At 62.0% G+C, this 26259-nt stretch carries 25 protein-coding genes; 12 read left to right on the forward strand and 13 right to left on the reverse strand.

Features of this window, described 5'->3' with window-relative positions; genetic code table 11:
• Positions 1-202: 202 nt before the first annotated feature.
• The 5 genes from QMG46_RS11420 to QMG46_RS11440 all read right to left on the reverse strand — a co-directional run bounded on the left by QMG46_RS11420 (position 203) and on the right by QMG46_RS11440 (position 8547).
• The gene (locus QMG46_RS11420) at positions 203-1675 is read right to left on the reverse strand and encodes an efflux transporter outer membrane subunit (protein ID WP_281852633.1); all 1473 of its coding nucleotides are present in this window, start codon (positions 1673-1675) and stop codon (positions 203-205) included.
• Entirely contained in the window at positions 1659-2843 is a 1185-nt protein-coding gene (locus tag QMG46_RS11425) for an efflux RND transporter periplasmic adaptor subunit (protein ID WP_281852634.1), read from the reverse strand. Before QMG46_RS11425 ends, QMG46_RS11420 begins: the two co-directional genes overlap by 17 nt.
• Positions 2833-6072, reverse strand: coding sequence for an efflux RND transporter permease subunit (locus QMG46_RS11430; RefSeq protein ID WP_281852635.1), 3240 nt, complete (start codon positions 6070-6072; stop codon positions 2833-2835). The genes QMG46_RS11425 and QMG46_RS11430 overlap by 11 nt, the downstream gene beginning before the upstream one ends.
• 404 nt (positions 6073-6476) lie before the next feature.
• On the reverse strand, positions 6477-7871 hold the full coding sequence (locus QMG46_RS11435) for a sensor histidine kinase (protein ID WP_281852636.1): 1395 nt from the start codon (positions 7869-7871) through the stop codon (positions 6477-6479).
• A gap of 10 nt (positions 7872-7881) precedes the next feature.
• Entirely contained in the window at positions 7882-8547 is a 666-nt protein-coding gene (locus QMG46_RS11440; RefSeq protein WP_281852637.1) for a response regulator, read from the reverse strand.
• A gap of 305 nt (positions 8548-8852) precedes the next feature.
• On the opposite strand from QMG46_RS11440, the gene QMG46_RS11445 reads away from it, so the two are divergent.
• The 3 genes from QMG46_RS11445 (at position 8853) to QMG46_RS11455 (ending at position 11517) form a co-directional block, all read left to right on the forward strand.
• Entirely contained in the window at positions 8853-9092 is a 240-nt protein-coding gene (locus QMG46_RS11445) for a hypothetical protein (protein ID WP_281852638.1), read from the forward strand.
• Between the two features lie 208 nt (positions 9093-9300).
• On the forward strand, positions 9301-9990 hold the full coding sequence (locus tag QMG46_RS11450; protein WP_281852639.1) for a carbonic anhydrase: 690 nt from the start codon (positions 9301-9303) through the stop codon (positions 9988-9990).
• Positions 9991-9999: 9 nt separating this feature from the next.
• Entirely contained in the window at positions 10000-11517 is a 1518-nt protein-coding gene (locus QMG46_RS11455; RefSeq protein WP_281852640.1) for a SulP family inorganic anion transporter, read from the forward strand.
• A 73-nt stretch (positions 11518-11590) separates the two neighbouring features.
• Here QMG46_RS11455 and nth read toward each other — a convergent pair whose 3' ends face one another.
• The 5 genes from nth to QMG46_RS11480 all read right to left on the reverse strand — a co-directional run bounded on the left by nth (position 11591) and on the right by QMG46_RS11480 (position 16422).
• Positions 11591-12229: an endonuclease III gene (gene nth, locus QMG46_RS11460; RefSeq protein WP_345781802.1), complete on the reverse strand. Its 639-nt coding sequence runs from the start codon at positions 12227-12229 to the stop codon at positions 11591-11593.
• A complete protein-coding gene (locus QMG46_RS11465; protein ID WP_281852641.1) occupies positions 12223-12831 on the reverse strand; it encodes an RnfABCDGE type electron transport complex subunit B in 609 nt (202 codons plus the stop codon). The genes nth and QMG46_RS11465 overlap by 7 nt, the downstream gene beginning before the upstream one ends.
• Positions 12828-13622, reverse strand: a complete 795-nt coding sequence (locus QMG46_RS11470; protein WP_281852642.1) for a PA3715 family protein — start codon at positions 13620-13622, stop codon at positions 12828-12830. Before QMG46_RS11470 ends, QMG46_RS11465 begins: the two co-directional genes overlap by 4 nt.
• Before the next feature lie 120 nt (positions 13623-13742).
• The gene (gene metG, locus QMG46_RS11475) at positions 13743-15836 is read right to left on the reverse strand and encodes a methionine--tRNA ligase (protein WP_281852644.1); all 2094 of its coding nucleotides are present in this window, start codon (positions 15834-15836) and stop codon (positions 13743-13745) included.
• A 28-nt stretch (positions 15837-15864) separates the two neighbouring features.
• Positions 15865-16422 (reverse strand): metal-dependent hydrolase, encoded by a 558-nt coding sequence (locus QMG46_RS11480; RefSeq protein WP_281852645.1) that lies wholly within the window; start codon positions 16420-16422, stop codon positions 15865-15867.
• 124 nt (positions 16423-16546) lie between these two features.
• Between QMG46_RS11480 and QMG46_RS11485 the strand changes: the two genes are divergently transcribed.
• From QMG46_RS11485 to QMG46_RS11495, 3 genes are read left to right on the forward strand one after another with little or no spacing between them, the layout of a single operon-like run.
• On the forward strand, positions 16547-17707 hold the full coding sequence (locus QMG46_RS11485; protein WP_281852646.1) for an MFS transporter: 1161 nt from the start codon (positions 16547-16549) through the stop codon (positions 17705-17707).
• On the forward strand, positions 17704-18342 hold the full coding sequence (locus tag QMG46_RS11490) for an HAD family hydrolase (protein ID WP_281852647.1): 639 nt from the start codon (positions 17704-17706) through the stop codon (positions 18340-18342). The genes QMG46_RS11485 and QMG46_RS11490 overlap by 4 nt, the downstream gene beginning before the upstream one ends.
• A complete protein-coding gene (locus QMG46_RS11495; RefSeq protein WP_281852648.1) occupies positions 18335-19141 on the forward strand; it encodes a DeoR/GlpR family DNA-binding transcription regulator in 807 nt (268 codons plus the stop codon). The genes QMG46_RS11490 and QMG46_RS11495 overlap by 8 nt, the downstream gene beginning before the upstream one ends.
• 13 nt (positions 19142-19154) lie before the next feature.
• Here the strand turns inward: QMG46_RS11495 and QMG46_RS11500 are convergent, their stop codons facing one another.
• On the reverse strand, positions 19155-19601 hold the full coding sequence (locus QMG46_RS11500; RefSeq protein ID WP_281852649.1) for a DUF2147 domain-containing protein: 447 nt from the start codon (positions 19599-19601) through the stop codon (positions 19155-19157).
• A gap of 130 nt (positions 19602-19731) precedes the next feature.
• Here QMG46_RS11500 and apbC point away from each other — a divergent pair, with 130 nt between their 5' ends.
• The 4 genes from apbC to QMG46_RS11520 all read left to right on the forward strand — a co-directional run bounded on the left by apbC (position 19732) and on the right by QMG46_RS11520 (position 22601).
• Entirely contained in the window at positions 19732-20826 is a 1095-nt protein-coding gene (gene apbC, locus QMG46_RS11505) for an iron-sulfur cluster carrier protein ApbC (protein WP_281852650.1), read from the forward strand.
• Positions 20823-21380 carry an NADPH-dependent FMN reductase gene (locus QMG46_RS11510; RefSeq protein WP_281852651.1) on the forward strand — a complete coding sequence of 186 codons (558 nt, stop codon included), beginning with the start codon at positions 20823-20825 and terminating at the stop codon, positions 21378-21380. The genes apbC and QMG46_RS11510 overlap by 4 nt, the downstream gene beginning before the upstream one ends.
• Before the next feature lie 71 nt (positions 21381-21451).
• The gene (gene dcd, locus QMG46_RS11515; protein WP_281852653.1) at positions 21452-22018 is read left to right on the forward strand and encodes a dCTP deaminase; all 567 of its coding nucleotides are present in this window, start codon (positions 21452-21454) and stop codon (positions 22016-22018) included.
• Positions 22019-22118: 100 nt separating this feature from the next.
• Positions 22119-22601 carry a hypothetical protein gene (locus QMG46_RS11520; RefSeq protein ID WP_281852654.1) on the forward strand — a complete coding sequence of 161 codons (483 nt, stop codon included), beginning with the start codon at positions 22119-22121 and terminating at the stop codon, positions 22599-22601.
• Positions 22602-22842: 241 nt separating this feature from the next.
• Here QMG46_RS11520 and QMG46_RS11525 read toward each other — a convergent pair whose 3' ends face one another.
• Entirely contained in the window at positions 22843-23259 is a 417-nt protein-coding gene (locus tag QMG46_RS11525; protein ID WP_281852655.1) for an HIT family protein, read from the reverse strand.
• Positions 23256-23921, reverse strand: a complete 666-nt coding sequence (locus QMG46_RS11530; RefSeq protein WP_281852656.1) for a dienelactone hydrolase family protein — start codon at positions 23919-23921, stop codon at positions 23256-23258. Before QMG46_RS11530 ends, QMG46_RS11525 begins: the two co-directional genes overlap by 4 nt.
• 118 nt (positions 23922-24039) lie before the next feature.
• Here QMG46_RS11530 and rimO point away from each other — a divergent pair, with 118 nt between their 5' ends.
• Positions 24040-25359 (forward strand): 30S ribosomal protein S12 methylthiotransferase RimO, encoded by a 1320-nt coding sequence (gene rimO, locus QMG46_RS11535; RefSeq protein ID WP_281852657.1) that lies wholly within the window; start codon positions 24040-24042, stop codon positions 25357-25359.
• Positions 25360-25372: 13 nt separating this feature from the next.
• On the forward strand, positions 25373-26191 hold the full coding sequence (locus QMG46_RS11540; protein WP_281852880.1) for a DUF3025 domain-containing protein: 819 nt from the start codon (positions 25373-25375) through the stop codon (positions 26189-26191).
• The last annotated feature ends 68 nt before the right edge of the window (positions 26192-26259 follow it).

Raw genomic sequence — 26259 nt, forward strand, 5'->3', positions numbered from 1 at the left:
GAAAGCGACTACTTCTCGCGGAGACGTGCATAGGCTCCGGCGGTTTCGCTTATGTTGGAGCGTGGCCTCTCGAGATCGAGGCCGCGGTGAAGGAAAAGACCGCGTTTTTCAGCCTGAAAGACAAGTCTTCATCGGTATTTTTCCGCCGGGCAACCACGGCTTTGCGACGCTTTTTCACTGGGCACCGCACGCATGCGAAGCGTCAAGGCGCGGGCGCCGGTCCTTCCGCAAGCGCTGTGACGTTCCATCCACCGCCCAATGCCCGGATCAGGTCCACGCTTGCCTGCAGTCTCCGTGTGCGTACCAACTCTGCCGTGCGTTCCGCCTGCAATGCGCTGGTTTGAGCGCTGGTCACGTCGAGATAACTCACCACGCCTTCCTTGTAGCGGTTGGTGGCAAGTGTCTGCGATTCCTTGGCGGCGGCGGCGGCGGTGTCTTCCTGCATCGCTTCGCGGCCGAGCTCCTGCAATAGCGACAGGTCGTCTTCGACCTGCTGGAATGCATGCAGTACGACAGCGCGATACTGGCCCGACGATGCGTCGAGCTCTGCCCGCGCCTGGGCCAGACGTGCGCGCCGTAGACCACCGTCGAAAAGATTCAGCGAAGCGATGGGCCCCAACGCCCAGAAGCGGTTACCCACGCTCAACAGGTTGCCATGGCCGGTATCCTGCCAGCCGAATGCCGCGCTGAGGCTGAGTGTGGGGAAGAAAGCCGCTCGCGCTACGCCGATATTGGCGTTGGCCGCGAACGTTCGTCGTTCCGCCGAGGCGATATCGGGGCGTCGCTGCAGCAGCGTCGAAGGAACGCCAAGAGGGATAGCGGGAATGGCGAGGGATTCGGCTTGCTCGGGGAGCGAAAAATTCGACGCCGGTTCGCCGATCAACGCCGCGATCGCGTGCACGGTGAGCGCGCGCTGTGCGCGCAGCTCGGAGGTTTGCGCCTGCGCGTCGGCGTATTGCGCATTCGCGCGCGCAACATCCAGGCCCGATGACACGCCGCCCTCCATGCGCTGCTCTGTCATATCCTGGCTTTGCCGGTAGGCATCGAGCGAGTCGCGCAGGATTCGCGCCTGCATGTCGTAGCCGCGCAGCTTGATGTACAGGTCGGCCAGTTGCGCCTGCAGACTGAGCTGTGCCGATGCAAGGTCCGCCGCTGCAGCATCGCTCTGCGCGTGTCCTGCGGCGATTTCGTTGCGGATGCGTCCCCACAGATCCAGTTCGTAGTCGGCGGAAAACTGCAGCGTATCGCCGTCGTATTCGTTGGGCTGGTTGGCACCGCGTGTCGGGCGGTTATCGGACTGGCGGTTGTTGGTCGGGCTGGCCGATACGCCGGCATGCGGTACGGCGCTGGCATGTAATTGCTGCTCGAAGGCACGCGAGGCTTCGTAGCGGGCCAGCGCGACGGCGATGTTCGGATTGTTCTTGTTGAGCCGGTCCTCCAGTGTGTTCAGGCCCGGATCGCCATAGACCGTCCACCAGTCGCCACGCGAGGCGGTATCGCCCGGCGCTGCGATAGCCCAGCCATCGGGCGTGGCCGCACCCTGGTACGCATCAGGCAGCTTGCCCATGTCCGGACGCTGATAGGTCGGGGCGAGCGAGCAGCCGCCCAGCGTCAACAGCGTGGCTAGCGACAAGGCGCGCCATGGCAAGCCTGCCGATTCAGTTCGCCTTGGCATGACCTTGCTCCTGGGGCTGGGATGCTTCCTGCACTTGATCGCCCTGCATCAGCGAATCGGAGGGGTGGTCGATGATGCGATCGCCGCGCACAAGACCGTGATCGATCTGCAGGCGATCGCCCAAATCCATGGCAATGTGCACATCGCGAAGCTCTACGCGATGGTTTTTGCCGATAACCGCGATCTGTGGGCCTGCGGCGCGGAACAGCAAGGTGGTGGCCGGCACGGTAACGGTGCGCGGGTCGCTGCTGAGCGGCAGATGCACTTCGGCGAAATCGCCGGGGAGGAGATCGTTGCGCGGATTGTCTACGCGAAACTGCGCCAGCAGTGTGCCGGAAGATTGATTGATCGCGCTGGAGTTGCCTATCAGTGTGCCGGTGACGGTTTCGCCGCCGTGGCCCAGGACGGTGAGCTCCACTTGCATGCCCGGTTTGATCGATGACGCGTAGCCCTGTGGCACTTCCGCATACAGGCGCATCTTGCTGGTATCGGCCACGGTGAAAAGCGGCTGTCCGTTTTCGTTGTTTGCGGAGATCAGGTCGCCGATATCCGTATGCCGGGTAGTCACCGTGCCGTCGAACGGCGCGGTAATTCGCTTGAACGATTCCAGCGCCGCGATGCGATCGACATCCGCCTTGGCGGCGAGCACGTTGGCGCGTGCGCTCTCGGCCTCACTGGCTTTTTCGTCGGACTCCTGTTTGGACACCGAGCGCGATTGCAGCAAGTTTTGCCAGCGCGTTGCAGTGGTCTCGGCAAGACGCACGTTCGCCTGCGCGCGAACGAGCCCGGCCTTGGCCTGTTCATATTGCTGATCCAGTTCGGGCGTATCGATCACGCCCAGCACATCGCCGGCCTTGACCTTGTCGCCGATATCGGCGTTCCAGCTTTTCAGGTAGCCGCCGACACGCGCATGGATCGGTGCGCTGATCCATGCGTCGAGATGGCCGGGCAGGGTCATGCTTTGCGCGCCGCCGCTGGTGGCCGCCTCGATCGTCTGCACGGTCGGCACCAGTTGCGCGTCGGTCCATTTGACCAGGTTGCGCGATTCGACGCTGCGCAGGGAAAGCCCGATTACCACCGCGGCAACGGCCAGGCCCAACCCGATGGTGATGGCCAGGCGAAGGCGTGGCGGGCGCGTGGGTGTCGCGGCGATGGCGTCATGCGACATGGGGAGTATCTCCGAGTAGACGAGGTGTGGCAGGCGCCGGCGCGGTGCGGCCATGCACGATCGAGAAGATCACCGGTACGAACAGCAGCGTGGCAAACGTGGCGAACAGCAGGCCGCCGATGACCGCTCGTCCCAGAGGCGAGTTCTGTTCCTGGCTGAGCGCCATCGGCAACATGCCGATGACCATCGCCAGCGCCGTCATGCATACCGGACGGAATCGCGTGAAGCCGGCTTCCAATGCGGCCTTGAGCGGATCGCCGTGTTCGGCAAGCCGTTCGCGGCAGAAGCTCACTACGAGAATCGAGTTGGCGGTAGCGACACCCATGCACATGATCGCCCCGGTCAATGCTGGCACCGACAGGCTGGTATGGCTGAGGAACAACATCCATACGATGCCGGCGAGCGCCGCGGGCAATGCGGTAATGATGACGAACGGGTCGAGCCACGATTGGAAATTGACCACAATCAGCAGATAGATCAGCACGATTGCGCCGACGAGGCCGAAGATAAGGCCGCCGAAGGCTTCGTTCATGGTGCCGACCTGGCCGTGCAGGCTCACCAGCGTACCTTTGGGCCGGGTCTGGGCGAAATCGTTCAGCACCTTCTGCACGTCGTGCGCGACGCCGCCGAGATCGCGCCCCTGAATCGCTGCGTAGATGTCGTAGGAAGGCATGATGTTGTAGTGCGAGACCACCGCTTCGCTGGGGCCGCGCGTGAACGACGCCAGGCCGCCGAGAATCTGTGTCGCGTGATCATTGGCCGAGGTCACCGGCAAGCCGGTCAGATCGGCCATCGAGTCCATCAGGTATTGCGGCGTCGCCGCGACGATCGCGTACGACACGCCATTCTTGGGGTTCAGCCAGAACGCCGGCGCCACCTGCGAACTGCCGGCCAACGAAGCGACCATGCTGTTGGTGACATCGCGTTCGGTAATGCCCAGACTGTCGGCACGGATACGATCTACTTTCACGTTCAACTGTGGGTAGCTCGAACTCTGTTGCAGGCGCACGTCGGCGATGCCGGGAATCGCGCGCATCTTCTTCATGATCTCCATCGCGTAGTCTTCGTTGGCGATCCGATCGCGGCCGGCAATGGACACGTCCAGCGGGGCGGGCGCGCCAAAGTTGAGAATCTGGCTGGTCATGTCCGCGGGAAGGAACGCAAATTGCGTACCCGGGAACTGGCGCGGCAGTTTCTCGCGCAGCGTCTTGACGAAATCGGCGCTGGGCTGGTGATCGCTCTTGAGGACGATCTGAATGTCGCCATCCTGCGGTCCGATGGTGCCACTGCTGTTGTAAACCAGGTTGGTGCCGCTCAACGGCAGGCCGATGTTGTCGATCACGGTGTCGAGCTGATCGGGCGGAATCACCTGCCGCACGGCGCGCTCGATGCGATCGAACTCCGCCGCGGTCTCTTCGACGCGTGTGCCCATTGGTGCGCGCACGTGCATCGCAATCGAGTCCGAATCGATTGCAGGGAAGAAATCGCGCCCCAGTGTGGGTACCAGTGCGAACGACACCAGCACGAAAGCCAGGAAGCCCATGATGAAGCGTTTGCGGTTATCCAATGCCACCGTCAGCGTGGCGTAGTAGACGTCGCGTATGCGCGTGAAGCGTTGTTCGAAGCCGTGTTGAAAGCGCACCAGGGCATGCACGAATGCATTGCGCTTGCGCGGTGGGTGTTGATCGCCCTCGTGGTGGTTGATGTAAGGATCTTCCGGATGGTCGCCTGGGCCGTTTTCGGTGCGATGCGGCTTGAGCAGGAACATCGCCAGCGTCGGTACCAGGGTGCGCGACAGCACGAACGAGGAGGCCATGGCGAAGATCACCGCCAGCGCCATCGGCCGGAACAGGAAGCCGGCGATGCCGTTTAGCATGAACATCGGCACGAAGACGATGCAGATACACAGCAGCGAAACGAAGGCGGGCGTCACGATCTGCTTGGCGCCATCCATGATGGCCGTCATCACGTCCTTGCCCTGTTCGAGATGCCAGTTGATGTTCTCGATCGTCACCGTAGCGTCGTCGACGAGAATACCCACCGCCAAGGCCAGGCCGCCGAGCGTCATCACATTGAGGGTCTGGCCGAAGGTGGCGAGCAGGGCGATGGCCGACAGGATCGATAATGGAATTGACAGCGCGATGATGACGGTCGAACGCCAGCTGCCCAGGAACAACAGGATCATCACCGACGTCAGCAAGGCCGCGATGATGCCTTCGCGAGCCACCGAGCTGATCGCCGCCTTGACGAACAGCGACTGGTCGGCAAGCAGGTTCATCTTCAGTGATTTCGGTTGCGTCTCCTGGATCAATGGCAACAGCTTCTTGATGCCGGCTACCACGTCGAGCGTCGATGCATTGCCATTCTTCAACGCCGGCATCAGTACGGCGCGTTTGCCGTCCACGCGCACGATGTTGTTCTGCGGCGGCGCGCCGTCACGAACATGGGCCACATCGCCAATGGTGATGGTCGCGCCGTTGACGGTCTTGATCGGCAGGCGATTGAGTTCGTCGATCAACGTAGGGCTATTGTTGAGCTGAACGTGATATTCGTAGGTGCCGATCTTGGCGGTGCCGACCGGAATGATCTGGTTCTGCGCGTTGAGCGCATTGCCGACGTCCTGTGCGGAAAGGCCTTTGGCCGCCAGTGCTTGCGGGTTGAGATCCAGCGTGACCTGCTTCTGCTTGCCGCCGTAAGGCGTGGGAATCGCCACGCCGGGCACGGAGATCAGCGTGGGGCGCATGAAGTTCTGCGCGATGTCGCGGATAGTGGCTTCGGACAGTTCAGAGCTGGACAGCGCCATTTGCAGAACAGGTACGGTCGAAGCGTTGTAGTTGAGGATCTGCGGTGGCGTGATACCTGGCGGCATCTGCTTGACCACCGTCTGCGAGATCGAGGTGACCTGCGCGGTGGCGGTGCGAATGTCCACACCCGGTTGGAAAAAGATCTTCACGATACCCACGCCGGGCAGCGACTGCGATTCGATATGCTCGATATCGTTAACCGCCGTGGTCAGCTGGCGCTCGTAGTAATAGATCACACGGCCGGACATCTGGTCTGGCGGCAGGCCGTTATAGCTCCACACCACGCTGATAACCGGAATGCCGATGTTTGGAAAAATGTCGGTCGGCGTGCGTAACGCTGCCAACGGGCCGGCGATCAGGATGACCAGGGCCAGCACGATGAAGGTGTACGGCTTGGAAAGGGCGATGCGGACGAGCGCTAGCATGTGCGGCGCTTCGATACGAGCTTGTGTGACGCGAACGTGACAACCGATGGGTTATCCGTGCGGGTGAACCATGAGCGGGTCATCGGCTTTATGTCTGGCGTGCTTCGGGCGGAAGTACCCAGGGCCATGATGGGTTTCGATGCTTGTGGAAACCTTTTGGGTTGCGGGTGCGTGGTTCTTGTTTTTTTTGTTGTTGCTTGGCTGTCGAGCAAGAGCCCCCCTCACCCCGACCCTCTCCCCCGGCAGAGCCAGGGGAGAGGGAGCCGGACTGAAGTAGCCTCAATGCTTCGCACTTGCGCAATTTCGCTCCCTCTCCCTGGCTCTGCCGGGGGAGAGGGCTGGGGTGAGGGGGCGCAAGGAGCGATGCGAAGCGAGCCTACAGTGACGATCTCGCGTCTCGCCGTTCAACCAGGCAAGGCCTGCATCCGAATCCGCACCAACAACCCATGCCCGGCAGGAGATTCGAGCAATTCGATCTGCGCATCATGCAATTGCACCGCACGCTGCACGATGCTGAGGCCCAGGCCAAATCCCTGTGATGCGCTCTCCGTCTCCCGATGAAACGGCTGAAACACCGCTTGCCGCCGTTCGGCTGGAATACCCGGACCGTCGTCGCAGATATCGATTACCGCCAGCGTATCGACGCGCATCACGGCGATATCGACCTGGCCGCCCTGCGGCGCATAGCGCAGGGCGTTCTCGATCAGATTGCGGAACATGGCCGTCAGCGCCACCTCGTGGCCGGATACTCGCAGTTCGCCTTCGTCGTGATTCAGGCTGAGGGCGATGTCTTTCTCGGCAATCGTCGGGGCGAGTTCCTCGACTGCCTCGGTAGCAATCGTAATCAGGTCCAATGGCATGCGGCGTTGCGACGCAGCGCCGGCTTCCAGGCGAGCGATGGCCAGAATCTGTTCGATGCGCCGGCCGAGCCTGGCCAGGCTGCGCTGCGCATTCTTCAAAGTGAACTCGACTTCGCTGGCATTGTCCGCGATGAGTGCGCTTTCCAGATGGATCATGGTCGCCGCCAGCGGCGTGCGTAGCTCATGCGCTACATCGCTGGCAAAGCGATGCTCACGTTCGATCGTGTCTTCCAGTCGTTCCAGTTGCTGGTTGAGCGTCAGGATCAGCGGCTTGATCTCTTGCGGCGTACGTTCGAGCGAGATCGGTTGACGACTGCCTGGCGTTCGCCTGGCCAGCAGGCGTGTCAACAGATCGAGCGGACGCAGGCCGCGCTTCACCGCCAGGCTCACCAGGATCGCGAGCAACGGTAGCCCGATCAGCAGGGGCAGGCTGTGCTCAAGGATCAGACCGCGGGTGATATCGCGCCGGTTGTCGTAACGCTCGCCGATGCGGATCACCAGCCCGAAGCGGTTCTTGAGCGTAAAAATGCGCCAGCGATGATCGCCATGGTAAAGGTCGCTAAAGCCGCGCTCAGCCTCGGACGGCGGAGCCAGGTCGGCCAGGTTCGCCGTGGCGGCAATCAGTTTGCCGCGCGGGTCGTAGGCCTGGAAACCGACCTCGGGTTCGTAGTTGCGTGGATGCACCGAAACAACCACGCTGCCGCGTTGCACATCGCTAGGCAGGGTGAAGCCGGACGACGAAGGCGCGGGAAAGGAGGTCTGGCTGCTTGCGATCAGACTGCCCAGCGTGCGACCTGCCTGTGCCAGGCGACCATCGAGCAGCTGATTCATCTCGCGCTGTTCGCGCCGGTAGCTGATGGTCCCCAGCGGAATCAGCACGACGACCAGGACGGCGATGATCAGCCAGGTCAGGCGCGTGCGCAGGCTGGCCGTTTTCATGGCGTGTCGTTCATTTGGGGTCTCGCGGGATCATATAGCCGATACCTCGGACCGTATGGATCACATCGGCGCTCAGCTTGCGTCGCAGCCAGTGCACCTGCACTTCGATGGCGTTGCGATCGACCACGGTATCGAAGCCGTAGACGGAATTCTCCAGCGCTTCGCGGCGCACGATGCGGCCTGCACGCTCCATCAGGATACGCAGCACCGCAAACTCGCGGCGAGTGAGGGTGACACTTTTGCCACGGAAGGCGACTTCCATGGTCGCCAGATCCAGTCGCAGGCCGCCAACTTCCACGAGGTTGTCAGCAAGGCCTTGTGCGCGCCGTGTCAGCGAGCGGATGCGCGCCGCCAGTTCGCCAAGATGGAACGGCTTGACCAGATAGTCGTCCGCACCCAGATCGAGTCCACGGATGCGCGTTTCCAACGCGTCGCGCGCGGTCATGACAAGGATGGGGGTCTTTACGCCGTCTCTCCGTGCTTCGGCCAATACATCCAGGCCATCCTTGCCGGGCAGGCCAAGATCCAGCAGCACCAGGTCGATCGAGCCGTCGCTCATCGCTGCCATCGCCTGTCGGCCGTCTTTGAGCCAGGTCACCGCATACGACTGATGCTCAAGCGCGTGCTTGATCGCTTCTCCCAGTTCGATGTCGTCTTCCACCAAAAGTATGTGCATGCCTGGCTGTGCCGTGGTGTCGGGACGGTTGAGGGAATGGCTGGCGATGTTTTATACCGTGGGCATCATCGCCGTGTTTGCTTTTGCGTAGCTTATGTATTTTCCGAAAGCCAGCGGCCATGCGGATTTTGCGACTTTCGTTCCGGAACTTTTCAGGTAGGGGGTTGCCTAACTCCCGCCCTTTAGATAGCTTTCTTGCTATGCAGCATATCCGTCGCCACACATTCTTTTGCCTCACATGCCTTCTGGGCATGCTTTTGGCTGTGGCGTCGTCCATGTTTGCGTCATCGAGTCAGTTTGAGCGAATGTTCGATCAAGTGGCGTCATCGGTACATGTCGACCAGGTCGACAGCCGAGATCAGGATCACAGCGATCTCAGCAAGTTTGGCGTTGTCTACGACAATAGCGACGTCGACGAGAGTGTCATTGTTCCCGATATGTTTGTCGTGGTGTTACTGCCCCGTGCGGCGGATGCGCCACACCCTGCCCATTGCGCAGGCTTCAGTCATTGCGGAGCCCTGACTCCGCGCCCTCCATCGGTCTAATCCCCAGCCAGGGTTTGGTGCGCCCGTCCGGCGTACCACGTTTGCGAGCAAGTCCCTAGACGCCTTTCAGGCGTAGTGCCAGCTTGTCTTGCCCTCGGCCTTTATCTCGATCCCCCACGTTCCTCTTTCGCTGTCGCCGAATGATCGGCGCGTCGCGTCGTGGACCGTGTTCGACATCCCACTGCCGTACCCCAACGAGATCATGACCATGAAACGATTGATTGAAGGTTTCGACCTTTTCCGCCGCGAAGTCTTTCCCGAGCAGCGTGAGCTGTTCAAGCGCCTGGCCGACAAGCAGAGCCCGCACACCTTGTTCATTACGTGTGCCGATTCGCGCGTCATGCCCGAGATGATTTTCTCGGCCCAGCCGGGCGAGCTGTTCGTCTACCGCAACATCGGCAATATTGTTCCGCCCTATGCCCAGCATGTGAGCGGTGTCGTCGCGGCGATCGAATACGCCGTGAAGGTGCTGGAGGTGCAGCACATCGTCATTTGCGGCCATTCCGATTGTGGCGCGATGAAGGCATTGATGAACCCGGCTTCGCTGCACAACAAGCCTTCCGTGCAGGCCTGGCTCAAGCATGCCGACGTAGCTCGGTATGTCGTTGCCGAGTTCGGCGCGACCATGACCGATGCCGAGACGTTGCGTCGCCTTACCGAGGAAAACGTGGTCGGTCAGCTGGAGCATCTGCGCACCCTGCCTGCCGTCGCTGCCGCTATCGCCACGGGGAGCCTGAGCATCCACGGCTGGATCTACGACATCGAGCATGCGGAGATCACGGCATTCGATGCGCAGGGCGGTCGCTTCGTCAGGCTCGACCCGACCTCGGGCGAGGTGCCGGAGGCGACGCCGCATGCGCGTTTTCTGACGCCTGTCTCGACGGCAAACGCTGCCTAAGGAATTCTCATGCGTGCTTATTTTTCAAATGGATTTTTTGGACGCGACCTGTTGGGATCGGTCGTCGTCTTTTTGGTGGCGCTGCCTTTGTGCATGGGTATCGCCATCGCTTCGGGCATGCCGCCGGCAACCGGGCTGATTACCGGCATTATCGGTGGCGTAGTGGTTGGCATCTTTGCCGGCTCGCCGATGCAGGTCAGCGGCCCAGCGGCCGGTCTGGCGGTTTTGGTGTTCGAGCTGGTGCGTGAGCATGGCATGGCTGCGCTCGGCCCGGTTGTCCTATTGGCCGGCGTCATTCAGATCGTCGCGGGCCTGTGCCGCGCCGGCGTATGGTTCCGCATGACGTCGCCGGCGGTGATCGCCGGCATGTTGTCGGGCATCGGCATTCTGATCGTCGCATCGCAGTTGCACGTGTTGATCGATGCCATGCCCAAGGCGCGCGGCCTTGAAAACTTTGCCGCATGGCCACCCGCCATGATGAACGCGATTCGTGGCCTCGAAGGCGGTGGCAATCTGGCGGCGCTCGGCGTGGGTGTCGGCACGATCGCGATCATGCTGGCCTGGGAAAAACTGCGTCCGGCCAAGTTGCGCTTCGTACCGGGTGCCTTGCTGGCAGTAGTTGCGTTGACGGCGATCGTGCAGTTCTTCGCGGTCGACGTGAACAAGGTCGACGTGCCGTCGAATCTGTTCGCCGCCATCAGCCTGCCGGGGTTGAGCGATTTCGCTAACGTGTTGCAGCCGTCGATGCTGATTGCAGCGGCCACGTTCGCCTTCATCGCCAGTGCGGAGACGCTGTTGTCTGCCGCGGCCGTGGATCGCATGCATGACGGCCCACGTACCAAGTACGACCGTGAGTTGACCGCGCAAGGCGTAGGCAATGTGCTTTGCGGTTTCCTGGGTGCGTTGCCGATGACCGGCGTGATCGTTCGCAGTGCTGCCAACGTACAGGCCGGTTCGGCGACGCGCATGGCGACCATCCTGCACGGTGCGTGGATGCTGGTGTTTGCGTTGTTGTTGCCGTGGCTGCTGCGTATGACCCCGGTGGCCTGTCTGGCCGGCATCCTGGTCTTCACCGGTATGAAGATGATCAACCTGAAGCAGATGAAGTCGCTCGCGGCTTACGGTAAAGGCACGGCCGTGGTTTATCTGGCGACCACGCTGGCGATCGTCGCCACCGATCTGCTGACTGGCGTGATCATCGGTTTTGCAGCGTCGCTGTTCCGCCTGGCGTTGCTGTCGTCCAAGCTCAAGATCGGTCTGGATCATCACGACGAACCGGGCAATGCCTCGTTGCATCTGGAAGGTTCGGCTACGTTCCTGAAGGTGCCGAGCATGGCGCGTACGCTGGAGCAGGTGCCGCCCAACACCAGCCTGAAACTGGTGCTCGATCGTCTGCATCACGTGGATCAGGCCTGTCTCGAGCTACTGCGCGATTGGAGTCGCAGCGCGTCGTCGCGCGGCTGCGAACTGGTGGTCGATTGGGATGAGCTCAATCGCAAGGTCGAAGGGCAGAAGAAAGCTGCCTGACGAGTGCCCGCTCCGGCCACCGCCTCCCTCTCGTATTGGCCGGAGCGGGCATGTTTTTTCTACAAGACGGGTGCTACTCGACCGTCTTCTGTTTGTAAGCGCACAAGTCACGAATAACGCAACGCGGACATTCCGGCTTGCGCGCCTTGCACACGTACCGGCCATGCAGAATCAACCAGTGATGAGCGTCCTGTTTGAATTCGGCCGGTACGTTTTTTTCGAGCTTGTCTTCAACCGCGCGGACGTCCTTGCCGGGTGCGAGCCCGGTCCGGTTGGAGACGCGGAAGATATGCGTGTCCACCGCAATGGTGGGATGGCCGAATGCGGTATTGAGCACCACGTTGGCGGTCTTGCGGCCCACGCCGGGTAATGCTTCCAGCGCTTCGCGCGTATCGGGGACTTCGCCGTCGTATTGCTCGACCAGGATGCGCGACAGCGCAATCACGTTCTTGGCCTTGCCGTTGAACAGCCCGATCGTGCTGATGTATTTCTTCAGCTTTTCTTCGCCGAGCTTGAGGATAGCTTGCGGCGTATTGGCGACCGGGTAGAGCTTCTTGGTGGCCTTGTTGACGCCGACGTCCGTCGCCTGCGCCGACAGCACGACGGCGACCAGCAATTCGAACGGCGTGGTGTAGGTCAGCTCGGTGGTCGGATGCGGATCGAGTTCGCGCAGGCGCGAGAACATGTCGACGATATCAGCGCGCTTCACGATTTGGGATCCTGCTGTTTGGCCTTGGCGCGAGCCAGCGCGGCCAGGACGGGATTGACTGGGCCGGCCTGCGCGCCGACTTCGACCTTGCGTGCCGCAAGTTCCGCTTCACGGTGCTCGCGTTGTTGCGCCAGGCGCGCCTCGCGGCGCTGGAAATGCTGGCGCGCTTGATCGGCATGTGCCTGATCGATCTGCGCCAACGGCATCGGCTCCAGCACGATGCAGTCGACCGGGCAGGCCGGGACGCAGAGTTCGCAGCCGGTGCAGTCGTCGGCCACTACCGTGTGCATCCATTTTGCCGCGCCCACGATCGCATCGACCGGACAAACCTGGATGCATTTGGTACAGCCGATGCAGTCGGTTTCGACGATGCGTGCCAAGGTTCGCGGCTTTTCGATCCCGTGCTCGGGATCCAATGGCAGCACGGGTTTATCCAACAAGGCCGCGAGCTTGGCGATACCGGCTTCGCCGCCTGGCGGGCAATAGTTGATCGGCGCATCGCCATGCGCGATCGCCTCTGCATAGGGCCGGCAGCCGTGATACCCGCATTGCTCGCATTGCGTCTGCGGTAGCAAGGCATCGATGCGGTCGACCAGTTCGCTCATCCCAGCGGCCTCAGTGCCTTGGGTACCAGGTAGCTCTTTCCGTCGTAACTGAGGCGATAGGTTTGTTTGTCGTTGTCTGTCTTGCTGTCGCACTGGCCATCTTTGCCGGCGACCGAGACGTCCGATGAGGATTTTTCCGTAACCCGAATGTCGGCATAGCCGTTGTGGGTGGCCGAATCCATCGCCAGTGTACGGTCGGCGCCCTCGAAGGTTCCGGCGCAATTGGTGTCCCATTCGCCGCCGTTCCTATGGGTGACGATGCCGTCCAGCACCGGGCGAAGCTGGTCACGATCGATCACGTACAACCACAGGTTCGCTTCCTCGAAAGGATTCGCGCGCGAATTGTTTGCCTGAGTAAGACGTAAGCCAAAGGCGATGGTGCCGGGGGCCAATTGGTAGCGGGCGGTATCCAGCTCGACACTGTGAATCTGGATCGCATCATCGGACATGCGGCCGGCCAGCTTCAGTCTTTGCTGCACTTTCAAGGTAGCTTTGTCGAGCACCAACAATTCGAGGTCACCTTCATTTTCATCGCCACCCGTTTTGGTTATCAAGGGGACAGCGACCAGCAGCGACTGAGGCTGTGCCGGCCAGGTCTTGCAGACCAGCGCATGGGGATCGGAGCCGATGCTGTCTGACGACGGCAGGGTGATGACCGCGCCGTCCACGGTAAAGCTGTCCTTCGCTGTCGACTTCGCCTTGGGATAGGCCTGCTGAACGATAGCTGCAGCGCGCTCGATGCAGTCGTCGGTGGCGGCATAGGCCAGATGCGCGACAAACAGCAGGCTCATGGCGAACAAAAGGCGATGTGTCAGCGGCATGCGAAAAGAAATCCCTGTGCAGTAATGAAAACGACGCGCAGATCACTCGGCGCGTCGCGGTGTCCCTGCTGGCAAACGACAGCGCCGTGTCTAGCGTACCGTCGCGCCCGGCTGCGCGCCCTGATCCGCATCGAGCAGGAACAGGTCGCTACCGCCGTCGCCGGCCGACAGAATCATGCCTTCGGACACGCCAAAGCGCATCTTGCGCACAGCCAGGTTGGCGATAAATACCACGTTGCGGCCGATCAGCTTCTCCGGCTCGCCGTAGGCTGCCCGGATGCCCGAAAAAATCTGGCGTGTGCCCAGCGAGCCGGCGTCGAGCTCGAAACGGAGCAGCTTGTCCGAACCGTCGACAAATTCGCAGGCCACGACCTTGCCGATGCGCAGGTCGAGCTTGGCGAAATCGTCGATGCCGATGGTGGTGGTTGCTACGGGCTCGGAGACAGTGTTGGTGCTCATGCTCTTGCTTGAATCCTTCGGTTTCTTTTTGACCGGTTCGGCCGGTGCCTCGGCGCCAAGCGATTCCTTGGATGCCTCGACCATCGCCTCGACCTGTTTCGGGTCGATGCGGCCGAGCAGCGGCTCGAACGGGTTGACGGTGTGGTTATGCAGCTCGGCGCGCGCATCGTCGAACGTGACGATCGGTGCGTCGAGGAATTGCTCGGCGGCGGCGACTGTTGCCGGCAGTATCGGTTTGAGCAGGCCGGCCAGCATGCGGAAAGCGGCCAACGCGAACGAACACACGTGGTGCAGTTCTTCGCGACGGCTTTCGTCCTTGGCCAGCACCCAGGGCGCCTTGGCCGCGATATGGCCGTTGACGAGGTCGGCCATGGTGACAAAGCGACGCGTGACTTCGGCGAATTCGCCACTGCGATAAAGCGCGTCGATGTCGCCGTAGTGCATCAGCAGCGTCTGCCACAGCTCGGCCTCTTCGGGGCCGAAGTCGGCGGCCAGGCGGCCGTCGAAAAACTTCTGCACGAAGCCGGCAGTGCGGCTGGCGATGTTGACCCACTTGCCGACCAGGTGCGAATTGACGCGCTCCTCGAAGGCTTTCAGATCGAGGTCGGCATCGACCGGGGTGTCGCCCAGCACGCTGGCGAAGTAGTAGCGCAGGAAGTCGGCGTTGAGCCCGGACTCGAGATAAGTGCGCGCCTTGATGAAGGTGCCGCGCGACTTGGACATCTTCGCGCCATTGACCGACAGGTAGCCGTTGACGTGCAGTGCTGTCGGCGTACGGAAACCCGCGCCATGCAACATGGCCGGCCAGAACAGGCCATGGAAATTGATGATGTCCTTGCCGAGAAAATGATGCAGCTCGGTGTCGCTGTCGGGTGACAGGAAATCGTCGAAACGCAGGCCGGTGCGATTGCACAGGTTCTTGAAACTGGCGAGATAACCGACCGGCGCGTCCAGCCATACGTAGAAGAACTTGCCCGGTGCATCGGGAATCGGGAACCCGAAGTAGGGTGCGTCGCGCGAAATGTCCCAGTCTTTCAGGCCGCCGTCGAGCCACTCGCTCAGCTTGGCGGCTACGCCGCTGTTCATGACCGGCGAGCCTCCGGTGAACTTGCCGGCGAACCAGTCGCGCAGCAGCGTTTCAAACTTGCTCAGCTCGAAGAAGTAGTGCTCCGAATCGCGCAGGACCGGCGTGGCGCCGGACATGACCGAATAGGGATTGATCAGGTCGGTGGGCGCGTAGGTTGCGCCGCAGTTCTCGCAGTTGTCGCCATATTGATCGGGCGTGCCGCAATTGGGACAGGTGCCCTTGATGTAGCGGTCCGGCAGAAACATTTCTTTCTGCGGATCGTACAACTGCTGGATCATGCGGCGCGCGATGTAACCGCCATCGCGCAGACGGGTATAGATCAACGACGCCAGCTCGCCGTTTTCCGGCGAGTGCGTGGTGTAGTAGTTGTCGTAGCTGAAATGAAAATCGGCGAAATCCGCTTCGTGGCTGGTGCGGATTTCGGCGATAAAATCCTCGGCTGTTTTCCCGGCCTTTTCGGCGGCCAGCATGATCGGCGTGCCGTGTGCATCGTCCGCGGCGACAAAGATCACCTCGTTACCCATCATTCGCTGCGCGCGGACCCAGATATCGGTCTGGATATAGCCAAGCATGTGGCCCAGATGCAGCGGGCCGTTGGCATAGGGCAGGGCATGGGTGACGAGGAGTCGGCGGGACATATCGAGTCGCTGTGTGGCTAGTTTTTTATTATGGCATGTGGCGCTGCGGCATTTCCCGGCGTCCGTCGCATCGGCGCCGCCATGCCCACAGTGCCACGGCCAGAATGGCGGTTGGCAGCACCACCCAGAACAACTCCGAGCCGATCACGGCCAGGCCGCGCGCGCTGAAAAAACCGGCGCCGATAGGCGAGACTTCGATCGGCCGCCAGGGAAAGAAAAAGCGCTTGTCTTCGAACGGCCAAGCCAGTGCGACACCCAACCCGCCATCGGTCAAGGCGTCGAGCAAGGAATGCGAAAGCGTCGCCAGGCCGACAAAGCCAAAGGCACGCCAGGGCGATGTGCGCAGCCATCGCGATGAAGCGGCGGCGACAAGCGCCATGGCCAGGGCGAAGACCGCCGAGTGCGTGGCACCGCGATGACCAAAGTCACTGCTGTAGGCGATGCCGAGCCCGAAGCCCACGGTGTCGGCATCGGGCAGCATCGCCGCGATGGCGCCGGCGCCCAGGAGGCGTCGGCTGATCCGACGCGGGCCGGCTGCCGCGCCCAGCAAGAGTGGCACGGCGGCGTGGGTAAAGATGGTTGGCATGCGTACGTTCCTTCGTCGTGAGGTAACGAGCATGCCCATGGCAGGCAAATCGGCAAAGCATTTGCACGTTTGTGCATGTTTGTGTACATTTTCACCTATTCGAGCTGAGGAATACGGAGTCAGCGTGCGAGCCCCCATCGAAGTGGCCCTGGCCGGCCGCGTCCCCCTCAGTGCCGCTCGTCGTGCGACGCGGCTGATCTTTCTGCTTTCCGGTATCGCCATGTCGAGCTGGGCGCCGATGGTCCCGTACGCCAAATCGCGTCTGGGGCTGGACGATGCGCAACTGGGATTGATCCTGCTCGCCTTCGGTGGCGGCTCGATGATCTCGATGCCTTTCATGGGGTGGCTGACCCATCGGCTCGGCAATCGCAAGGTCATCATTGCGTCGGGTCTGGCGCTTTGCGTCGTGCTGCCCGTCCTTGCCTGGGCACCGAGCGCCATGGCGCTGACGGCCGGGCTGCTCTACTTCGGCGTGACGCTCGGCGCGGTGAATGTGGCGATGAATGCGCACGCGGTCGAAGTCGAGCGCCATGACGGCCGCGTTCTCATGTCGGGCTTCCACGGCCTGTTCAGTCTGGGTGGCTTGACGGGTGCTGCCGTGGTCAGTGGCTTGCTCGCGCTCGGCGTGTCCTTGCTGGCGTGCGGTTTCATCATGTCCGCTTTGCTTGCGGCGATCGTATTGACCCAGCGCAACAGTCTGCTCGACGAAGTGCACGAAGAAGGTACGCGTCCGCCGCTGCGCATGCCCGGCGTCATGGCCTTGCTGCTCGGCCTGCTGTGTTTTGCCAGCTTTATGGCCGAAGGTTCGATGCTCGACTGGAGCGCTGTGTTCCTGCGAGATTTCCGCGGCGTCAGCGCCACCGCGGCCGGCATCGGCTATGCGTGCTTTTCGATTGCGATGGCATCGGGTCGTCTCACTGGCGATCGCATGATCCAGACACTGGGTCCGGTCTGGGCGGTACGTGCGGGAGCGGGCCTGGCGGCGCTCGGGTTTGCGCTGGTTGCGACGCTACCCTGGCCCGCGGTCTCGATGCTGGGCTTTGTGTTGATCGGACTGGGGGCGTCCAACATCGTGCCGGTGATGTTCAGTGCCGCAGGGCGCTTGCCCGGAACGCCACCGGCGATCTCCATCGCGGCCGTGACTGTGCTCGGTTATGCCGGCCTGCTTACCGGCCCTGCCTTGATCGGTTTTATTTCTCATGCGAGCAACCTGGCCTGGGCGATGGCGTTCCTCGCCGGCGTGCTGGTGGTTGTCGCAGCTTCCGCGAGGATTGTGCGTCGATGAATGCATCTGCTGTTGATACCGTAGTGTTCGATCTGGGCGGCGTGCTGATCGATTGGAATCCGCGCCATCTCTATCGTCAGTTGTTCGACGACGAGGCGGCGATGGAACATTTCCTGACTCACGTCTGCAGCGGTCCTTGGAACGAACAGCAGGATGCGGGACGGCCCTGGCACGAAGCCGTGGCGACATTGAGCCGCGAGCATCCGCAGCACGCGCCATTGATCGAAGCCTATTGGCATCGCTGGGAAGAAACGCTGGGTGACGCGCTTCACGACACGGTCGCATTGCTGGCCGCCTTGAAACACCGTGGTGTTCGCTTGTATGCGTTGACCAACTGGTCGGGCGAAACCTTCCATGTGGCTCGGCGACGTTTCGATTTTCTCAAGTGGTTCGAAGGGATTGTGGTATCGGGCGACGAACGTCTGATCAAGCCGGATCCGGCGATTTTCCAGCGCTTGCTTGAGCGGTACGCGATCGATCCGACACGTACGCTATATATCGACGATGCCAAGCGCAATGTCGACGCCGCGGAAAATCTGGGCATGCACGCGTTCTGGTTTCGCGACGCAGACGCCTTGCGCGAGCATCTGATAAGCCTGCATTTGATCGACCGCGACGAGGTGTCGCATGGCTAAGTCACGCACTGCCGATGGCATGGTCGCCGGCGGGGAAGCGCTGCCGCAGGAGCGCCAACAGTGGATCATGCAGCGCCTGCGCAGCCATGGCCGTGTCGTTGCCGCCGAACTCGCCGCGGAGTTTGAGGTATCGGAAGATTCGATTCGCCGCGATCTGCGTGAACTGGCTGCGCAGGGCTTGTGCAAGCGCGTCTACGGTGGTGCCTTGCCGTTGCCGGCAGGTGGCACGACGCTGAAGCAGCGCCGCAACGAAGATACCGGGCGCAAGCAGGCATTGGCGCGCAAGGCGGTGACGCTGGTGCGAAAAGGACAGATCCTGTTGATCGACGCCGGCAGCACCAATACCGCGATCGCGGCAGCATTACCCGAACGTTTCGGTCTGACGGTGGTTACCAACGCGCCGGATATCGCTCAGGTATTGATGGAACGCGAGGGCTTTGAAATTCTTCTGATCGGCGGCCGTGTCGATCCACACACGGGCGCCACCATGGGCGCGCAAGTAGTACTGGAAATTCAGCGCGTACGTGCGGACCTGTGTTTTCCTGGCGCCTGCGCGATCGATCCGGAAAGCGGCCTGTGGGCCTTCGATAGTGAAGAGGTGCAGCTCAAGCGCGCGATGATCGAATCCAGCGGGGAAACCGTGGTCGTGGTCACCGACGGCAAACTCGGCACGGTGGCGACGCATCGCGCGGCCGGCGTGAACGATGTGCAACACCTGGTGGTGGAGCACGATGCCGACGACACGATGGTCGCGGCATTCGCGACGCACGGCGTAACCGTGCATCGCGCGGACGCTTAGATAAAAGCGGCAGTTATTCCTGCCGCTCCCAGATCTGGCTGCGCCCGATCAGCGAGAAACCGATGTAGCCGTGCACGTCGAGCTTGCTGCCGCCATCGGTGGTCTGCAGCTTCACCTTGTAGACCTTGCCGTTCTTCGGGTCGAGGATCTTGCCGCCGTCCCACACGTCGCCATCCTGTTTGACGCCCCACAGGATCACCATGCCTTCGACGGGTTTGTCCTTGCGGTCGCCGTCGCACTCCTTGCAGACCGGATGCGGACCCTCGTCGGACTGCAGCACTTGCAGCACCTTGCCCTGCAACTCGCCATTGACCTCCGAGATCTGCACGATCGACTTGGGCTGATGGGTCTTGTCGTCGATGGTCTTCCAGGTGCCCACGGGGGTGTTGTTGGCGGCGTAGCTGGCACCGGCGGCGAGCAGCAGTCCGGCGGCAATGGCAAAGCGAAGCGGTGCTTTCATGAATGTCCTTTTGAATCCCGTACCAAGGCGTACGGTCCGAGCCTGCCCAGGGCCGCCGGGAGGGTCAAGCTGCAATGCGCCATGCGCGGCACTGGCATAATGGGTGACCCACCTTTTGATATCGCGACTCATGACTCAGGCCAGTGAAGCCCTGGTCCGCCGCCTGCTTGGCGAGCTGATCGATCCCCATACCGGTAGCCCCGTCGGCGAGGATGTCCGCGCGGTCGGCATCGATGGTGGCCGCGTGTCGGTGGACATCCAGCTCGGTTACCCCGCCATCGGCTCGGCCAAGGCATTGACCGAGCTCGTCAAAACGCATCTGGAGGCCGACCCGGGTATCGAGTCGGCGGCCATTTCGATCGGCAGCCGGATCTACTCGCACAAGGTGCAGGGCACGCTGGCGCCGCTGCCGAACGTGAAGAACATCATCGTGGTCGCCTCGGGCAAGGGCGGCGTGGGCAAGTCCACCGTCTCGGCCAACCTGGCGCTGGCGCTGGTCGCCGAAGGCGCCAAGGTCGGCATTCTCGACGCCGATATCTACGGCCCCAGCCAGCCGCGCATGCTGGGCATCAGCGGCAAGCCCGAATCGCCCGATGGCAAGACGATCATTCCTATGAGCGCGCATGGGGTGCAGGCGATGTCGGTCGGTTTCCTGGTCGACGAGGAAACGCCGATGATCTGGCGCGGCCCGATGGTCACCCAGGCGATGATGCAGTTGCTGAACGACTCGCGCTGGGAGCAGCTCGACTACCTGATCGTCGACTTGCCGCCGGGTACGGGCGACATCCAGCTGACGCTGTCGCAGAAGGTGCCGGTCGCCGGCGCGGTCATTGTCACCACGCCGCAGGACATCGCCCTGCTGGACGCGCGCAAGGCACTGAAGATGTTCGAGAAGGTCGAGGTGCCGGTATTGGGCGTGGTGGAGAACATGGCCACGCACATCTGCACGAACTGCGGCCATGAGGAACATATTTTCGGTACCGGCGGCGGTGAGCGCATGGCTGAGCAGTACGCGGTGGCCTATCTCGGATCGTTGCCGCTGGACATCCGGATCCGCGAACAGGCCGACGGCGGCACGCCGACCGTGGCGGCGATTCCCGATTCGGACCTGGCGGCGCGCTATCGCGAGATTGCCCGCAATGCCGCAGGCCGTCTGTCGCGTCAGCCGCGCAACAAATCCCTGGGACTGGGCAAGATCGTGGTGCAGGGCGCGCCGTCGCCGTGACGGGTGGCAGACCGTACCGGGTGCTCTGTCTTTGCGGCAGCCTGCGTGGAGTATCGTCCAACCGTGCGCTGCTGGAGGCAGCTCGCCAGTTGGCGCCGGTCGACATGCTGCTTGACCTGTACGACGGCCTGGCGCAGTTGCCGTTGTTCAACCCGGATGCCGAGATCGAGCCGCTGCCGCCGCCCGTACAGGCGTTGCGGACAGCGGTTGGCACCAGCGATGCCTTGCTGATCGCCTGCCCGGAGTATGCCCACGGCATCCCCGGCGCGTTCAAGAACCTGCTGGACTGGCTGGTCGGGAGTCTCGAATTTCCCGATAAGCCGGTGCTGCAGGTCAATGCCTCCGGTCGGGACTCCCATCACGCACAGGCCGCCTTGCGCGAAGTGCTGGTGACCATGTCGGCACGGATGTTGACCGACGAGCCGCTGGGCGTGCCCTTGCCGGGGGCGGGTTGCGAGGTTGATTTCATCCTGGATGAGCCCGTCCGACGGGGCGCCGTCCAGGCGATGCTTGCGGTTCTTTCGACCCGGTTGGCCGCCGTAGCTGGCGGATGATCGGCTGTTTCCGCTATTTTTGTTCCTTTGCGCCGGCTTCTCGCGGCGTCATGCCCATTGATGGAGTGCGTGTGAGCATCAAATCCGACAAGTGGATCCGGCGTATGGCCGAGCAACAGGGCATGATCGAGCCGTTCGAGCCCGGCCAGGTCAAGGTTCGCGACAATCAGCGCCTGGTGTCCTACGGCACGTCGAGCTACGGCTACGACGTACGTTGCGCGCGCGAGTTCAAGATCTTCACCAATATCAATTCCACGATCGTGGACCCGAAGTCGTTCGATCCGACCAGTTTTGTCGATATCGAGGCGGACGTCTGCATTATCCCGCCCAACTCGTTTGCCCTGGCTCGTACGGTGGAATATTTCCGCATTCCGCGCAAAGTGCTGACGATCTGCCTGGGCAAGAGCACGTATGCGCGTTGCGGCATCATCGTCAACGTGACGCCGCTCGAGCCCGAATGGGAAGGGCACGTCACGCTGGAGTTCTCCAACACCACGCCGTTGCCCGCAAAAATTTACGCCAACGAGGGCGTCGCGCAGATGCTGTTTCTGGAATCGGACGAAGAGTGCGAAACCAGCTACAAGGATCGCGGCGGAAAATATCAGGGGCAGCAGGGCGTTACGCTACCGCGCACCTGAGCTGAACGCGGCCCGTCCGACCCAACGGCGCCGCCGCGCAGCGGCGCTACACTTCTCACGTTCGTTCCAACGCTTACCGCATTGAATGCAGGAGATCCGCATGACTCGTTTTTCCACGCTGCTGACCCGCGCCGCCGGTGCGATCCTGCTGGCCAGCATGCTGGTCCTGGCCGGTTGCCATCGCGGCGACACCAAGGTTTCCACCGATCAGATGAAGGGTCAGTTCGACATGACCATCCAGGCATACAAGAGCGGCCAGTTCCTGGTCGACGGTGCCGCGCTGTCGGCGCTCGATACCGGTAGCCACTTCGCCTACCTCAAAGACCAGGGCCGCTTGCCCAAGACCGTGCTGCTGACCCGCAGCGACGACTCGAAGATTCGCAAGCAGCATCTGGAATTCATGGCCCGCATGCAGCTCGACTACGGCTTCACGGTGTACTACGACGACAAGGGCACCTTGAAGCGTATGAATGCCGTGGAGACCAAGGCCCGCGATCTCGAGGACTACCATGCACCGGTGCAGTCCAACGATGAAATGAAGGGCAAGGAAGCGAGCAGCCCGGCGACGGGACGTGGTTACTGATTGACGTTGAGTTGCGTACTGCAAAAAACCCGCGGAGAGATCCGCGGGTTTTTTTATGTCATGACGAACCGAGTACGAGCCCCCCTCACCCCAGCCCTCTCCCCCGGCAGAGCCAGGGGAGAGGGAGCAAGTTGCGCGAGTTCGAAACAATGACGTTTCCTCATTCGCCCCCTCTCCCCTGGCTCTGCCGGGGGAGAGGGTTGGGGTGAGGGGGCGCAAGAGGCGATGCGAAGCGAGCCTGCTAACGCGACATCCGTATCCGCAGCCGCTCAATCAAATCGCGAGACGCCGTATCGGCATAAGGCTCGGCCTTGCCGCTGCCCCACACCGGTCCAGGCCAAGCTGCATCGCCTTCGCGGCGCGCAACGACATGCACATGCAACTGGCGCACGATATTCCCCAATGCGCCGATATTGAGTTTGTCGCAAGGCGTGACCGCCTGTAATGCCTGCGACGCGATATGCACTTCACGCCACAACATGGCCTGCGCGTCCAGCGACAGGTCGGCGATCTCGCTGAGCTGCGCACGCCGTGGTACCAGCACCAGCCAGGCGAAACGCGCGTCGTTCATCAGCAACACATCGCAAAGGCTCAGCGACTGCACGTGTTGCGTGTCGTTTTTCAATCGGGAGTCCAGCTCGAAAGCACGCATGCTCATGCGGCGAGATTCTTGTCGAAGAAAGCCATCGTGCGTTGCAGTGCCAGCTTGGCGCTGGCTTCGTCGTAGTGGTCACCGACATCGCGATTGAAAGCATGGTCGGCGGGGTAGGTGAACAAGGCCATCTGCGGTTGCATCTGGCGATGCTTTTCCACCATCTCCGGCGGAATGCTCTGGTCCTTCTCGCCGAAGTGGAACATCACCGGCGCTTTGGCTGTTTCTCCCAGGAACGGCACATTGCGCGCGCCGTAATAGCTCACCGACGGCAGCCCCAAACGTAGTGCGGCAAGGAAAGCCACCGTGCCGCCCCAGCAATAACCGACCGTACCGATCTTGCCTGCCGACGCGATCGCCTCGGCTGCGCTGGCGACATCTTCCAATGCGCGCTCGAGGCCGAGTTCGGCCACCAGTTTCTTGCCTTCGGCCATGCCGGCCTGGTCGTAGCCCAGCTCCAGCCCGGTCTCGAGGTGGTCGAAGAACGCCGGCGCGATGGCGGTATACCCCAGCGCCGCAAAATGGTCGGCCACGCTGCGGATATGTGCGTTCACGCCAAAGATTTCCTGGATCACCACCAGGCCGCCCCTGGGCTTGCCGGCCGGTTCGGCCAGATAGGCGCCGATGCATTGGGTACGGGTGGTATTGAGGCTGATCTGCTTGCCCATGCGCTGTTCTCCGGGAAGGCTGAGACGGCAAATTCTAGTGGCACAGGGGTGAAGTAGGGATGGATGCACGCGATCCCGTATAATCGCCTGTTCTCCAACGCCTACCCAGCCAGCGGCCATGTCCCAGCCATCGCAGAAAATCGGTTTCGTCAGCCTCGGCTGCCCCAAGGCCTTGGTCGATTCCGAGCGCATCCTCACCCAGCTGAAGGTCGAGGGCTATGAGATCGTGCCTAGTTATGGCGCGGCCGATGCGGTGGTGGTCAATACCTGCGGTTTTATCGATGCCGCGGTGCAGGAATCGCTCGATGCGATCGGCGAAGCGCTGCATGAAAACGGCAAGGTGATCGTTACCGGTTGCCTGGGCAAGCGTTCGGAGCTGATTCGCGAAGCCTATCCCGACGTGTTGGCGATCACCGGTCCGCAGGACTACGCCAGCGTGATGAGCGCGGTGCATGCGGCGTTGCCGCCTAAGCGCAATCCGCTGCTCGACATCATCCCGGACACGGGCGTCAAGCTGACGCCGAAACACTATGCGTATCTGAAGATTTCCGAAGGCTGCAATCATCGCTGCAGTTTCTGCATCATCCCCTCGATGCGCGGCGACCTGGTGTCGCGGCCGGTCGACGAAGTACTGCTCGAAGCCGAACGCCTGGTCAAGGGCGGCGTCAAGGAACTGCTGGTGATTTCGCAGGACACCAGCGCCTATGGTGTGGACGTCAAGTATGCCGAGCGCACGTGGCGCGAAAAGCAGTACCGCACGCGCATGACCGAACTGTGCGAAGGCTTGTCGGAGCTGGGTGTGTGGACGCGTCTGCACTACGTCTACCCGTATCCGCACGTCGACGAGGTGATGCCGTTGATGGCCGAGGGCAAGATTCTTCCGTATCTGGATATCCCGTTCCAGCACGCCAGCCCGCGCATCCTCAAGCTGATGAAGCGCCCGGGCAATATCGACAAGACGCTGGAACGCATTCGCAACTGGCGCAAGGCGGTGCCGGATCTGACGATTCGCAGCACCTTTATTGTCGGGTTCCCTGGCGAGACGGATGCCGAGTTCGAAGAGCTGCTCGACTTTCTGCGTGAAGCGGAGCTTGACCGCGTCGGTGCGTTTGCCTATTCGCCGGTCGACGGTGCCAAGGCCAACGAGTTGCCGAACCCGGTGTCCGAAGAATTGAAAGAAGATCGCCTGGAACAGTTCATGGCGGTGCAGGCGGAGATCTCCGCAGCCAAGCTGCAGCGGAAAATCGGTCGCACCATCAAGGTGCTGGTCGACGAGGCTGGGGCGAACGGCGCGGTTGCCCGCTCGGCGGCCGATGCCCCGGAAATCGACGGTGTCGTGCATATCGCCGACGGTCAGTCGCTGAAGGCCGGTCAGTTTGTCGATGTGGTCGTGCACGATGCCGACGACCACGATCTGCACGCGCGTCTCGCCAGCTGAGTACCCGCGCGTCATGCGCTATCGTGCACCCGCGCGCGATGCAGTCGACACGGCAGTATTCGCGCAACCGCCATTGTCGTTCTGGCAGACCTATCTGCCTTGGCTGAAAGACGCTGCGTGGCCATCGGTCGAGCAGCTCAATAGCGCGTGGCCTGAAGCGGCGCCGGAACGTTTCGCCGCGCAGACACGCGAATTGCTTGACGATGATCTGCATTACGAGCAGCGCATTGCCGAGCGCGGCCTGATAGCCACGCGCGAGGCCAACTGGCACGATCTCTTCAATGCGCTTATCTGGCTGCGTTATCCGGCGATCAAGCGCGCACTCAATGCGCAACAGGTGACCGAGATCGCCGTGATGGGTGCCAAGCAGCGCTCTCGACCCCAGTGCGCGTTGACGCATTTCGATGAAGCGGGCGTTGTTGTGATGGTTCGCGACCCTGAGTTGCTGGCCGACTGGGATGCGCACGACTGGCACGGCCTGTTCTGGCGACAGCGCAATGCGTGGAAGGATGGCCGGATCGAGGCCATCGTGTTCGGGCATGCGTTGCTGGAGCACGCGCTTACACCGGACAAGCTGCTGGTGGGTAAAGCCCTGGTGTTCACCGCTGCATCAGGTCACACGCTGAAGGACGTGGTGGCCGCCTGCGCTGAAGGCATCGCGTCAGGAGAACTGTTGCGCGACCCTCTGGAACTGCGCCCGTTGCCGCTTTCCGGCATCCCCGGCTGGCACTCCGATAACGCAAATGAGGTGTTCCATCGCACGGCCGATTGTTACCAGCCGAAGCGGGAAGGGCGGCGCTATCCCCAGCCCGTGCGCGTAAACCTGTCCTAGGACATTGCCACGCCCCGTTCGATAGGGCTATATAGCAGTTACCGAGGCGGGGGCCGTCGGGGGAAACG

This window comes from Dyella sp. GSA-30 (genome assembly GCF_027924605.1).
GTDB lineage: Bacteria > Pseudomonadota > Gammaproteobacteria > Xanthomonadales > Rhodanobacteraceae > GSA-30.